The 12,203-nt window shown below is 71.5% G+C and carries 10 protein-coding genes and 1 pseudogene; 5 read left to right on the top strand and 6 right to left on the bottom strand.

Annotation, left to right across the window (positions count from 1 at the left end):
- Positions 1-821: pseudogene (locus G3I65_RS48250) on the bottom strand (serine/threonine protein kinase); the annotation flags it as partial.
- A 183-nt stretch (positions 822-1,004) separates the two neighbouring features.
- On the opposite strand from G3I65_RS48250, the gene G3I65_RS48245 reads away from it, so the two are divergent.
- Positions 1,005-2,876: a propionyl-CoA synthetase gene (locus G3I65_RS48245; RefSeq protein ID WP_160702220.1), complete on the top strand. Its 1,872-nt coding sequence runs from the start codon at positions 1,005-1,007 to the stop codon at positions 2,874-2,876.
- A 65-nt stretch (positions 2,877-2,941) separates the two neighbouring features.
- On the top strand, positions 2,942-4,507 hold the full coding sequence (locus G3I65_RS48240) for a beta-N-acetylhexosaminidase (protein WP_160702218.1): 1,566 nt from the start codon (positions 2,942-2,944) through the stop codon (positions 4,505-4,507).
- Here G3I65_RS48240 and G3I65_RS48235 read toward each other — a convergent pair whose 3' ends face one another.
- Together G3I65_RS48235 and G3I65_RS48230 are read right to left on the bottom strand one after the other, a co-directional pair.
- Positions 4,508-5,104, bottom strand: a complete 597-nt coding sequence (locus G3I65_RS48235) for a TetR/AcrR family transcriptional regulator (protein WP_160702216.1) — start codon at positions 5,102-5,104, stop codon at positions 4,508-4,510.
- Complete coding sequence (locus G3I65_RS48230; RefSeq protein WP_160702214.1) at positions 5,094-5,777, bottom strand: MOSC domain-containing protein; 684 nt, start codon at positions 5,775-5,777, stop codon at positions 5,094-5,096. Before G3I65_RS48230 ends, G3I65_RS48235 begins: the two co-directional genes overlap by 11 nt.
- Before the next feature lie 53 nt (positions 5,778-5,830).
- Here G3I65_RS48230 and G3I65_RS48225 point away from each other — a divergent pair, with 53 nt between their 5' ends.
- Positions 5,831-7,186, top strand: coding sequence for a M20 family metallopeptidase (locus tag G3I65_RS48225; protein ID WP_160702212.1), 1,356 nt, complete (start codon positions 5,831-5,833; stop codon positions 7,184-7,186).
- On the opposite strand, the gene G3I65_RS48220 is transcribed toward G3I65_RS48225, so the two are convergent.
- Positions 7,155-7,523 carry a DUF779 domain-containing protein gene (locus tag G3I65_RS48220; RefSeq protein ID WP_160702210.1) on the bottom strand — a complete coding sequence of 123 codons (369 nt, stop codon included), beginning with the start codon at positions 7,521-7,523 and terminating at the stop codon, positions 7,155-7,157. The two genes, G3I65_RS48225 and G3I65_RS48220, sit on opposite strands and share 32 nt — an antisense overlap.
- Positions 7,523-9,046 (bottom strand): aldehyde dehydrogenase family protein, encoded by a 1,524-nt coding sequence (locus G3I65_RS48215; protein WP_160702208.1) that lies wholly within the window; start codon positions 9,044-9,046, stop codon positions 7,523-7,525. Before G3I65_RS48215 ends, G3I65_RS48220 begins: the two co-directional genes overlap by 1 nt.
- Before the next feature lie 113 nt (positions 9,047-9,159).
- Here G3I65_RS48215 and G3I65_RS48210 point away from each other — a divergent pair, with 113 nt between their 5' ends.
- Positions 9,160-10,635 (top strand): GAF domain-containing protein, encoded by a 1,476-nt coding sequence (locus G3I65_RS48210; RefSeq protein WP_375336783.1) that lies wholly within the window; start codon positions 9,160-9,162, stop codon positions 10,633-10,635.
- Between the two features lie 4 nt (positions 10,636-10,639).
- On the opposite strand, the gene G3I65_RS48205 is transcribed toward G3I65_RS48210, so the two are convergent.
- Positions 10,640-11,617: an NAD(P)H-dependent oxidoreductase gene (locus G3I65_RS48205; RefSeq protein WP_160702204.1), complete on the bottom strand. Its 978-nt coding sequence runs from the start codon at positions 11,615-11,617 to the stop codon at positions 10,640-10,642.
- Between the two features lie 100 nt (positions 11,618-11,717).
- On the opposite strand from G3I65_RS48205, the gene G3I65_RS48200 reads away from it, so the two are divergent.
- Positions 11,718-12,203: sigma factor (locus G3I65_RS48200; protein ID WP_275940195.1), on the top strand; the 486-nt coding region annotated here is incomplete at its 3' end.

The following is a 12,203-nucleotide window of genomic DNA, read 5'->3' as shown; positions in this document are numbered from 1 at the left end:
GACGCCAGCGCCGTCTTCGGGTACGGCTTGTTGACCGGCGGCGGCGGGGGCGGGGTCGGCCGGGGCTGCATCTGGGACGCCGACGGCGGTGGCGGCCGGTACGGCTCGGGTTCACGGCGCGGCGGCGCGTCCGAGCGGTTGATCACCGACCACGGTGGTGGCCCGACCATCGCGACCGGGATCAGGCCCAGCACGCTGAACGGCAGGAAGCCGAGCCAGAAGTGCAGCGCGGTGTTGGCCTCCATGCCGACGCTGAACGCGAGCATCGCGGCGAACGGGATCCAGATGAACCGGGACGGCCACTTCGGGCCGCGGCGGAAGGCGGTGCGGCCCTGCAGGATGACGAACAGCAGCGAGCCGGCCGGCAGCAGGATGAACGCGGCCACGTAGACGAACGTCGGCAGCGCGGCGTTGTTCTTGTAGAACAGCACCTCGTAGACGTTCGGGCCGCCGCCCAGGTACTCCTTCTGCGTGTCCACCCAGCAGGAGCCGCTCGTCAGGGTCGAGGCCTCGGCGGCGGTCAGCCCGGACTTCCCGCCCGCCCGCGCGGCGCGGAAGACACCCGAGACGCCGTTCGACAGCAGCCACGGCAGGATCAGCGCGGTGACCAGGCCGATCGCCCCGAACACCGACAGCGTCGTGGCGTCGTAGCGGTTGCCGGTGCCCTTGCGGATGATCGATATCGCCAGCGCGCCGATCGGCGGGAGCAGCGCGACGAGCGCGCCCGCCGCACTCGTGGCCCAGACCCAGTCGCCGGGGCAGAAGCCCGGGCCGAACAAGGAATGGGCTAGCGAGAGCAACGCGCTCGCGAGTCCGTTCACCGCCGGATCCCCTCACTGTCCGTGTTCACTTCGTGCCATCTCGCGGCATTTCCCTGCGGTCCAGCTTAGGACGCAGCCGGCCGCCGTGAGGTTGCCGGGTCTTCAGCCTGCCCGGAATCCGGCGAGCCCGCCGATCCCGCGCCATGATGGGGGCGGCGAGACGTTCGACGCGAGGGAGCGGGCATGGGTGCGTACTCCGAGGCCTACCGGCGCAGCCTGCGGGAGCCGGAGGCGTTCTGGCTGGCCGCGGCCGGTGCGATCAGCTGGACGAAGGCGCCGGAGCGGGCGCTGGACGCCTCGAACCCGCCCTTCTTCCGGTGGTTCCCGGACGCCGAGCTGAACACCTCGTACAACGCGCTGGACCGGCACGTCGAGGCCGGGCGCGCGGACCAGGCCGCGCTGATCTGGGACTCTCCCGTGACCGGACGGCAACGCACCTACACCTACGAGGAACTGCGGGACACGGTCGCGCGCTTCGCCGGCGCGCTGCGCTCGCTCGGGGTCACGAAGGGTGACCGCGTGATCGTCTACCTGCCGATGGTGCCGGAAGCGGCGATCGCGATGCTGGCCTGCGCGCGGATCGGCGCGGTGCACTCGGTGGTCTTCGGCGGCTTCGCGCCGAAGGAGCTGGCCGCGCGGATCGAAGACGCGAAGCCGAAGGTGATCCTGGCGGCGTCGTGCGGCATCGAGCCGACGCGGGTGGTCGAGTACCAGCCGATCATCCGGGCCGCGCTCGAGCAGACCGAGCACCAGCCGGACCACGTCGTCGTGCTACAGCGCGAGCAGGCGCCGGCGACGCTGAGCGGGCGCGAGCGGGACTGGCGCGAGCTGGCCGCGAGCGCCGACCCGGCCGATCCGGTGCCGGTCGCGGCCACCGACCCGCTGTACATCCTGTACACGTCCGGCACGACCGGGAAGCCGAAGGGCGTCGTGCGCGACACCGGCGGCCACGCGGTCGCGCTCGCGTACTCGATGGACGCGGTCTACGACATCCACGCCGGCGACGTCTGGTGGACGGCCTCCGACGTCGGCTGGGTCGTCGGGCACTCCTACATCGTCTACGCGCCGCTGCTGGTCGGAGCGACGACGGTCATGTACGAGGGCAAGCCCGTCGGCACGCCGGACGCGGGCGCGTTCTGGCGGGTCATCGCCGAGCACGGCGTCGAGGCACTGTTCACCGCGCCGACCGCGCTGCGGGCCGTCAAGAAGGTCGACCCGGACGCCCGCGAGCTGGAGAAGTACGACCTGAAGGCGTTCAAGACGCTGTTCATGGCCGGCGAGCGGCTCGACCCGGAGACCCTGCACTGGGCGCACGAAAAGCTCGGCGTCCCGGTGATCGACCACTGGTGGCAGACCGAGACCGGCTGGCCGATCGCCGCGAACCCGCGCGGCCTGGAGCCGATGGACGTCAAGGCCGGGTCCGCGACCAAGCCGGTCCCCGGCTGGGACGTCCGGATCCTCGACCAGGCGGGCGAGGAGCTGCCGCCCGGCCGCGAAGGCGCCATCACGGTGCGGCTGCCGCTGCCGCCGGGCTCGCTGCCGACGCTGTGGGGCGACGACGAGCGCTACCGCGAGGCCTACCTGTCCCGCTACGACGGCTACTACCTGACCGGCGACTCCGGCTACGTCGACGAGGACGGCTACCTGTTCGTCATGGGCCGCACCGACGACGTCATCAACGTCGCCGGGCACCGGCTGTCGACCGGGTCGATGGAGGCGGTGCTCGCCTCGCACCCGGCTGTCGCGGAGTGCGCCGTGATCGGCGTCGCCGACCAGCTCAAGGGCCAGCTGCCGCGCGGGTTCGTGGTGCTGAAGGCGGGCGCGGACATCGACGCGGAGCAGCTGCGGGACGAGCTGGTCGCCATGGTCCGCCGGGACATCGGGCCGGTCGCCGCGTTCCGCGACGTGTCCATTGTGGACGCGCTGCCGAAGACGCGGTCGGGCAAGATCCTGCGCAAGACCATGCGCGCGATCGCCGACGGCCGCGACGAGGCCGTGCCCTCGACGATCGAGGACCCGGGCGTGCTGGAAGCGATCCGCGCGGCCCTTCGTTAAGAACTGTTCCAAATGCTCCGGCTGGTCTGTACCTTTGGGAGGAGTCCCCGACCGGAGGTGCCCTGATGCGCTTGTCCAGAGCCGTCTCGACCGCGGCGATCGTGAGTCTCACGGCCGTCGGCGTGCCCGCTGCCGCGGTGGCGGCACCGGCCGCCCCGGAACGCAGCGTGACCGACGTCGTCCCGGCGCCGGTCTCGGCGAAGGCCGACCCGCGGGGCGGCTTCAAGCTGACGCCGTCCACGGTGATCGCGGCCGACCGCGACGCCCACCAGGTCGCGGACTACCTGCGCGGCCTGCTCCGCCCGGCCACCGGCTACCCGCTGCCGGTCGTGCCGCCCGCCGCCGGCCTGCCCGCGATTTCGCTGAAGCTGGGCCACGACACGCGGATCGGCACCGAGGGTTACGAGCTGAAGGTGTCGCGCGACGGCGTCACCCTGAAGGCCAACACCGCCGACGGGCTCTTCGAAGGCGTCCAGTCGCTGCGGCAGCTGCTGCCCTCGGCCATCGACGCGAAGCGCGTCCAGCACCGGACGTGGACCGTCGCCGGCGGCACGATCCTCGACTACCCGCGCTTCGCCGAGCGCGGCGCGATGCTCGACGTCGCCCGGCACTTCTTCAAGCCGGACCAGGTCAAACGGTATGTCGACCAGATCGCTCAGTACAAGGTCAACACCCTGCACCTGCACCTCGCGGACGACCAGGGCTGGCGCATCGAGATCAAGAGCTGGCCGAAGCTGGCGACCGTCGGCGGCAAGACCGCGGTCGACGGCGACCCGGGCGGTTACTACACCCAGGCGCAGTACCAGGACATCGTCGCGTATGCGGCTTCGCGGCACATCACGGTGATCCCGGAGATCGACATGCCGGGCCACACGAACGCGGCCCAGTCGACGTACGCGGAGCTGAACTGCGACGGCAAGGCCGTCCCGGTCCGCACGGACACCGAGGTCGGCTACAGCTCGCTGTGCATCTCCTCGCCGATCACGTACAAGTTCGTCGAGGACGTCGTCCGCGAGCTGGCGGCCATCACACCCGGCCCGTACCTGCACATCGGCGGCGACGAGGCGCACTCGACGCCGCCCGCGGACTACCTCGCGTTCGAGCGGAAGGTCCAGCCGATCGTCGCCAAGTACGGCAAGAAGGTCACCGGCTGGCACGAGATCGCGAAGTCGAACCCGCCCGCGTCGGCCGTCCCGCAGTACTGGGACTTCGGCGGCTCCTCACCCGACGTCGCGGCCGCGGCGGCGCGGGGCAGCAAGATCCTGATGTCGCCGGCGAACTTCGCGTACCTGGACATGAAGTACAACGCGTCGACGCCGCTCGGCCAGGACTGGGCCGCGCTGATCGAGGTGCGCGACGGCTACAACTGGGATCCCGCGTCGCTGGTGACCGGCGTCGGTGAGAAGCAGGTCGCGGGCGTCGAGGCGCCGCTGTGGACCGAGACGATCCGGACCAGCGCCGACATCGAGTACATGGCGTTCCCGCGGCTGCCGGGCATCGCGGAGATCGGCTGGTCCCCTCGCGCCACTCACAACTGGAACGCCTACCGGGCACGGCTGGCGAAGCAGTCCCCGCGCTGGGTCGCCCAGGGCATCAACTTCTACCGGAGCCCGCAGGTCGACTGGAAGTAGCTACGCACCGGCCAGGCGAGCGTGAATCGCTCGCCTGGCCAAGGCGTATGCCCGGGTCCCGCCGTTCAGAACCGCGTCCGCGTTGGCCGCGCGGCCCAGCGCGTGCAGCTCGAACGCCAGGACCTCCGGGTCCGCGTCCACGTGACCCAAGGCGACCGCTTCGACGGCCGTCTCGCGGATGAACGCGGCGAACGAGCCGCTCGCCGAAGCCACCGCGTCGTGGACCCGGCCGGGCCGCGCGTCGAACTCCGCGCCGACGTTGAAGAAGAAGCACCCGCCCGGGAACACCCGCCGTTCCGAGTACTCCAGCCAGTTTTCGCAGATCGCGCGCAGCCGCGGCAACCCCGGCGCGACGTCGCGAGAAGGCGCCACGACGTGCGCCTCGAAGATCGAGAAGGCCGCGTCGATCGTCGCGAGCTGCAGTTCCTCCTTCGAGCCGAACAGCGCGAACACGCCGCTCTTGCTCAGCTCCAGTTCGGTGGCCAGCCTGCCGAGGGAGAGGCCCTCCAGGCCGTCGACCGACGCGACGTCCACCGCCCGGCGCAGCACCAGGCGCCGGGTCGCGTCGCCGCGGGCGAGCCTGCCGTCACCCGGCACGCCGCGCCCGCCAGCGGTCCACAGTGGACTGGACGCCGCCGCGGTAGGACTCCGAAAGCGCCGGCGCCGCCAGCACGCGGTCGGCGAGGTCCAGCGCCGCCTCGACCTTGTCCTCCGGCAGCTGCCCGTAGTTGGCGAACGAAATGACGTACACCTCGGCGATCGTCGGCCCGTCCGCGCGCTCCACCAGCTCGATCGCGCCCGACGTCGGCACCGTGCCGGGCCGCAGCACGCGCAGGTACCAGCCGCAGCGCCCGGAGTCGATCATCAGCGGCGTGACGTCCTTGCGGCCGGTCTTCATGGCCAGCTTGAAGCACGGCTGCCGCGGCTGCGACACCTGCACGAGCGCGTCGCCCCAGGCCCAGACGTCCCCGATCCGGACGTCGTCCTCGGTGACGCCGGACAGCGAGACGTTCTCCCCGAAGTCGGCCACGTCGGCGTCGAAGCCGTCCTCGCGCCAGGCCGGGTAGTGCTCGGCCGGGTAGACGTAAACCGCCTTGTCGACCCCGCCGTGCACGGTCAGGTCGGCCTGCCGGTCGCCGTCGAGGTTCAGCTCGGTCAAGGCCAGCTCCGGCGCCGTGACCCGCGCCTTCGTGATCGCGCTCAGCACCGGGCGCTCCCGCCGGTACCCCAGGACGCTCGGTTCCCCCACGTACACGCCGTCGACGTTCATGTCCCGAAGATAGCACGACCGTTCGTATAGTTTTCCGCCTTTACAGTGGCGGCATGGATCTGCTCGGCAAGGCCCGCGCCCACGTCGACTCCGGCGCCCTCTTCACCGAACTGGCCCGGCTGGTCGCCTACCCCACGGTCAGCGACGCCCTCGAAGGCCGCGCCGCCGTCCAGGCCTACCTCGACGAAGTCCTGACCCCGGCGCTGACCGGTCTCGGCTGCGAAGTCACGCAGCACGCCAACCCGGACCCGGCGGGCGGCCCGTTCCTCGTCGGGGTCCGCACGGAGGGAGAAGACCTGCCGACGCTGCTCTGCTACGGCCACGCCGACGTCGTCGGGGAAGCGGGGCAGTGGCGCGACGGGCTCGACCCGTGGACGCTCACCGCGGACGGCGACCGCTGGTACGGCCGCGGCACCGCCGACAACAAGGGCCAGCACCTGATCAACCTCACGGCGTTGCGCCTGGTGCTGGCCGAACGCGGCAAACTGGGCTTCAACCTGAAGTTCCTCTTCGAGACCGGCGAAGAGATCGGCTCCACCGGCCTCACGGAGTTCGCGGCCCAGGAGAAGGACTTGCTCAGCGCCGACGTCCTCATCGCCTCCGACGGCCCGCGCCTCGACGCGGCGACCCCGACCTTGTTCCTCGGCGCCCGCGGCGGCATCCGCATCACCCTCGACGCCGACCTGCGCCCGGACGCCGCCCACTCCGGCAACTGGGGCGGAATCCTGCGCAACCCGGCGACGACGCTCGCCGCCGCGATCGCGAGCCTGGTCGACGGCCACGGCCGCGTCCAGGTCCCGGAACTGCTGCCGCCCGAACTGCCGGACAGCGTGCGCGCCGCGCTGGCCGACGTGGTCGTCGACGCGGACGAAGGCTGGGGCGATCAAAACCTGACGCCCGCCGAGCGGCTCTACGGCTGGAACACCCTGGAGGTGCTCGCGCTCGGCGCGGGTGACCCCGCCCGCCCGGTGAACGCGATCCCCGGCCGGGCGCGAGCGGTCCTCCAGCTGCGGTACGTCGCCGGCACCGACGTCGACGGCGTCGCGCCCGCCATCCGGAAGCACCTTGCCGCGCAAGGGTTCCCGATGGTCGACGTCCAGGCCGACGCCACCTTCCTCGCCAGCCGGACCCCGGTCGGCGACCCGTGGGTGACCTGGGCCCGCGAAGCGCTGGGCAAAGTCACGGACAAGCCCGTCGCCCTGCTGCCGAACTTCGGCGGCGGCCTGCCCAACCACGTCTTCACCGACGTCCTCGGGCTGGCGACGCTCTGGCTGCCGCACTCCTACCCGGGCTGCCTGCAGCACGCGCCGGACGAGCACCTGCTCGCCCCGGTCGCCCGGGAGGGACTGGTGCTCGCCACGGCATTGTTCGCGGCGCTCAGTTCAGCGCCGCCGATTCCTCGTCGGTGAGCAGCCGCGAGCGGATCAGGAAACGCACGCCTTCGGGCGCCTCCAAGGAAAACCCGCTCCCGCGCCCGGGCACGACGTCGATCGTCAGGTGCGTGTGCTTCCAGTACTCGAACTGCGGCCCCGACATCCACACCGGCACGTCCTCGATGCCCTCGACCTCCAGGTCGCCGAGGAGCACGTCGGACGCGCCGGTGCGGAACTCCCCGGCCGGGTAGCACATCGGGGCGCTGCCGTCGCAGCACCCGCCGGACTGGTGGAACATCACCGGCCCGTGGAGCGACACCAACCGCCGCAGCAGCGCCGCGGCGGCCGGTGTCAGGTCTACTCGGTGCGTCATCAGAAGAATCCGAGCGCCTGGTCGGAGTAGGAGACGAGCATGTTCTTCGTCTGCTGGTAGTGGTCGAGCATCATCTTGTGGTTCTCGCGGCCGATGCCGGACGCCTTGTAGCCGCCGAACGCCGCGTGCGCCGGGTAGGCGTGGTAGTTGTTCACCCACACGCGGCCCGCCTGGATGTCGCGGCCGGCACGGTAGGCGGTGTTGCCGTCGCGCGACCAGACGCCGGCGCCGAGGCCGTACAGCGTGTCGTTGGCGATCTTGATGGCGTCGTCGTAGTCGTCGAACTTCGCCACGGACACCACCGGGCCGAAGATCTCCTCCTGGAAGATCCGCATCTTGTTGTCGCCGGCGAACACGGTCGGCTCGACGTAGTAGCCGCCGGCCAGCTCGCCACCGAGGTCGGACCGCACGCCGCCGGTGAGGATCTCGGCGCCTTCCTGCTTGCCGATGTCGATGTAGGACAGGATCTTCTCGAGCTGGTCGTTGGACGCCTGCGCGCCGATCATCGTCTCGGTGTCGAGCGGGTGGCCCTGCTTGATCTTGCGGACGCGCTCGACGCCGTCGCCGAGGAACCGGTCGTAGATGCCCGACTGGATCAGCGCCCGCGACGGGCAGGTGCAGACCTCGCCCTGGTTCAGCGCGAAGAGCGCGAAGCCCTCCTGCGCCTTGTTGTAGAAGTCGTCGTTGCGCGCCGCGACGTCGTCGAAGAAGATGTTCGGGCTCTTGCCGCCCAGCTCGACGGTCACCGGGATGATGTTCTCGCTGGCGTACTGCAGGATCAGCCGCCCGGTCGTCGTCTCGCCGGTGAAGGCGACCTTCCGGACGCGGTTGCTGGAGGCCAGCGGCTTGCCCGCCTCGACGCCGAAGCCGTTGACGATGTTGACCACGCCCGGCGGGATCAGGTCGCCGATGATCGAGAACAGCAGGTGGATCGACGCCGGGGTCTGCTCGGCCGGCTTGAGGACGATCGCGTTGCCCGCGGCCAGCGCCGGGGCGAGCTTCCAGACCGCCATCAGGATCGGGAAGTTCCACGGGATGATCTGCGCGACCACGCCGAGCGGCTCGTGGAAGTGGTAGGCGACGGTGTTCTCGTCGACCTGCGAGATGCCGCCCTCCTGGGCGCGCAGGGCGCCGGCGAAGTAGCGGAAGTGGTCGATGGCCAGCGGGATGTCGGCGGCGAGGGTCTCGCGGACGGCCTTGCCGTTCTCCCAGGCCTCGGCGACGGCGATCGCTTCGAGGTTCTGCTCCATCCGGTCGGCGATCTTGAGCAGGATGTTGGCGCGTTCCTCGGGCGAGGTCCGGCCCCACGCCGGCGCGGCGCCGTGGGCGGCGTCGAGCGCCTTCTCGACGTCCTCGGCGTTGCCGCGGGCGATCTCGCAGAAGGTCTTGCCGGTGACCGGGGTCGGGTTCTCGAAGTACTGGCCGCCGGCCGGGGGGACGTACTCGCCGCCGATGTAGTGGTCGTAGCGCGCTTCGTAGCTGACGACGCTGCCTTCGGTGTTCGGTGCGGCGTACTGGACCATCTTCCCTGCCTCGTTGCTCGGAGTGACGGTTGACCTGATGGCCGCCGAAGGTAGGTGCGGCAACGTTGCACGCGCGTTGCAACGCTGTGAGCTGGGTCTCTACGCTGGTGGACGTGGCAGAGGCGCCCGAACCGGAGCTGCTGCGCGACCCCGAGTCCTACGCGCGGCTACTGGAGCACGTCCGCGAAGCGGTGCTCCAGGGCGTGCCCGGGCCCCGGCCGCCACGGTCCGTCGTCTCCGACTCCTGGAACCGCTCGCTCGCCGCCCGGGTCGACCCCGACCAGGGCGAAGCGCCGTTCGTCTACGACACCGGCGACCTCGCCGCGCTCCGCGAAGCCCACCCGTTGGCGCCCGTGCTGCCGGTGCTGCGGCAGATGCTGGTGAGCATCGCCGACGACGCCGAGCACGTGATGATCGTGACCGACGCGGACGGCCTGATCCTGTGGCGCGAGGGCGCCGCGGGCCAGCTGCTGCGCGGCGACCGCGTCGGCCTCACCGAAGGCACCCGGTGGAGCGAAGCCGCGATCGGCACGAACGCCATGGGCACCGCGCTGGCGACCGGCGACCCGGTGCAGATCTACTCGGCCGAGCACCTGGTCCGCCGCTACCACGCGTGGACGTGCGCGGCGGCGCCGGTGCGCGACCCCGAGACCGGCGTGCTGCTCGGCTCGATCGACGTCAGCGGGCCGTTGCGCACCGTGCACCCGGCGATGCTTTCGCTGGTCACGGCGACCGCGCAGCTCGCGGAAGGGCAGCTGCGGGCCCAGCTCGCGGTCCGCGACGAGCAGCTGCGGCGGGCGAACATGCCGCACCTGGAGGCGTTGCGCGGCCGGCCCGGCGCGCTGCTTTCGGCGGGCGGCCGGGTGCTCGCCGCGCAGGCGTGCCTGCTCCCGTCCACAGTGGACGTCCGGCGCGGCGGCGGCACGGTGAACCTGCCCGACGGCCGCATCGCCACGGTCGAACCGCTGGCCGAGGGCTACCTGCTGCGGCTGTCCTCGCCCGGGGCCAGTGGCCCGCGGCCGCGGCTGTCGCTGGAGTATCTCGCGGACGGCGCGTTCTCGACCACTGTGGACGGTCGCGAGGTCCCGCTCACGTTGCGGCACGCGGAAATCCTGACCCTGCTGAGCCTGCACCCGAACGGCCTCTCGGCGGAACGGCTGGCGCTGCAGCTCTACGGCGAGTCGGGCAACCCGGTGACCGTCCGCGCGGAAATCCACCGCCTGCGCTCCCAGCTCGGCGCGGCGGTGGTGCAGACGCGGCCGTACCGGCTGGCGGCGGACGTCGACGCGGACTTCACCCGCGCCCGCACGGCGTTGCGCACCGGCACGCCCGCCGACGTCCTGCGCGCCTTCCGCGGTCCGCTGCTGCCGGACTCGGAGGCTCCGGCCATCCGCGAGGAGCGGGAGACGCTCACCGCGCAGGTCCGCCAGGTGGCGCTGAACAGCGGCGACCCCGGCGTGCTGTGGTCGTTCTGGGAAACGGCGTCCGGAGTGGACGACTTCGCGGTGCTCGACGCGCTGCTGAGGACGCTCCCCGCGGCCGATCCGCGGCGGGCCGCCGTGACGGCCCACCGCGCGCGGCTGGGTTGAGCCGTCAGGGTTCCAGGTCGCTGCACCCCTGCCCGGTCGCGATGTCGAACGGCACGGACGCCTGGTCGTGCACGATCACCCAGCCGTCGGCGGTGTTCCGGAAGACGAACGTGCCCCGGACCCACATGCCGTCGGTCACGACGCCGTTCTTCATGGTCCCGCTGACCCGGCCGAAGCCGTGCCCGACCGCGAGGTCGCCGCTCACGGTGATGGTCAGGTCGCGCAGCTCGTAGTCCACCGTTTCGAAGATGGTGAACACCTTCGCCCAGTTCTTCAGCTTCGCGTCCACGCCGACGTGCTGCAGCGGCGGTTCGACGTCGAAGGACACGACGTCCGGGGCGTAGCTCAGCCGCAGCGCCTCGAGGTCCTTGTTCCGGAGCCCGTCGACGATCGTGGCCATCCGGGCGCGGATCGCGGCTTCCGCGTCCCCGTGCCGCAGCGGCGCGAGCGCGGTGCTCCAGGCGACGACGTGGTCGAGCATCATGTCCAGCGCGGGGAGCTGGTACTCGCCGGGCGCGAAGGTGACGCGGTCTTCGAACTCGGTCGCCAGCGGCAGCGTGACCTGCGGGGCGACGTCCGCCAGCTGCAGGGCACCGCAGACCAGCCGCAGCTGCTCGACCGACCGCGCCCCGCCGACGCCGCCGTAGGAGACGAACCCGGCGGCCTTGGTGTTCCACTCGAGGTGCACGTGGTCCATGGCGTTCTTGAGCACGCCGGGCACGGAGTGGTTGTACTCCGGCGTGACGAACACGAACCCGTCGCACGCGGCGACGGTCGCGGCCCAGGCCCGCGTGCGTTCGTCCGGGTACTGCCCCGAAAAGCTGGGTGGCTCCGTCAGGTGGGGCAGCGGGTGGCCACGCAGGTCGATCAGCGTGAACCGGGCGTCGGTGCGCTGGCTCGCCCGCTCGTGGACCCACCGGGCCACCTGGTCGCCCACGCGGCCGTTGCGGGTGCTGCCCAGCACGATTCCGATCTCGATCATCGTTTCTCCCCTGTTCGTTTGCGGCTTCGAGGAGTACGACGAAGCAGCCCGGCGGGATGTCAGGCCTGACGTTCGGGAAGGCTGTGTCGTCGGAGGGACCATGACGACACCACCGGAACCGGTCGTCGGCGAACGCCGGCACCTGCTCAACCTCGCCTACCGGCTGCTCGGGTCGCTGGCCGAGGCCGAGGACGCGGTGCAGGAGACCTACGCCCGCTGGTACGCGCTCACGCCGGCGCAGCGTGCCGCGATCTCCTCCCCGGGCGCGTGGCTGACGACGGTCGCGGGCCGCGTCTGCCTGGACGTCCTCGGCTCGGCGCGGGCCCGGCGCGAGCAGTACGTCGGCGAGTGGCTGCCTGAGCCCGTGCCCGAGCAGCCCGACTCGGTCGCCGACCGGATCACCCTCGACGAGTCGGTCACCATGGCCTTCCTCGTGACGCTCGAAGCGATGACCCCGGCGCAACGGGTCGCGCTCGTGCTGCACGACGTGTTCGGGTACGCGTTCGCGGAGGTCGCGGAGATCACCGGGCGCACCCCGGCGGCGTGCCGCGAACTGGCGTCGTCGGCCCGCCGCCGCGTCCGCGCC

Source organism: Amycolatopsis sp. SID8362 (assembly GCF_010550475.1).
Taxonomy (GTDB): Bacteria; Actinomycetota; Actinomycetes; order Mycobacteriales; family Pseudonocardiaceae; genus Amycolatopsis; species Amycolatopsis eburnea.
This window is presented reverse-complemented; position numbering and strand designations above follow the sequence as displayed.

Coding starts and splice junctions, on each gene's coding strand:
- G3I65_RS48215 (WP_160702208.1), bottom strand. CDS start 9,046: ATGGTCCAGTACGCCGCACCGAACACCGAAGGCAGCGTCGTCAGCTAC.
- G3I65_RS48225 (WP_160702212.1), top strand. CDS start 5,831: ATGGATCTGCTCGGCAAGGCCCGCGCCCACGTCGACTCCGGCGCCCTC.
- G3I65_RS48220 (WP_160702210.1), bottom strand. CDS start 7,523: ATGACGCACCGAGTAGACCTGACACCGGCCGCCGCGGCGCTGCTGCGG.
- G3I65_RS48240 (WP_160702218.1), top strand. CDS start 2,942: ATGCGCTTGTCCAGAGCCGTCTCGACCGCGGCGATCGTGAGTCTCACG.
- G3I65_RS48230 (WP_160702214.1), bottom strand. CDS start 5,777: ATGAACGTCGACGGCGTGTACGTGGGGGAACCGAGCGTCCTGGGGTAC.
- G3I65_RS48205 (WP_160702204.1), bottom strand. CDS start 11,617: ATGATCGAGATCGGAATCGTGCTGGGCAGCACCCGCAACGGCCGCGTG.
- G3I65_RS48245 (WP_160702220.1), top strand. CDS start 1,005: ATGGGTGCGTACTCCGAGGCCTACCGGCGCAGCCTGCGGGAGCCGGAG.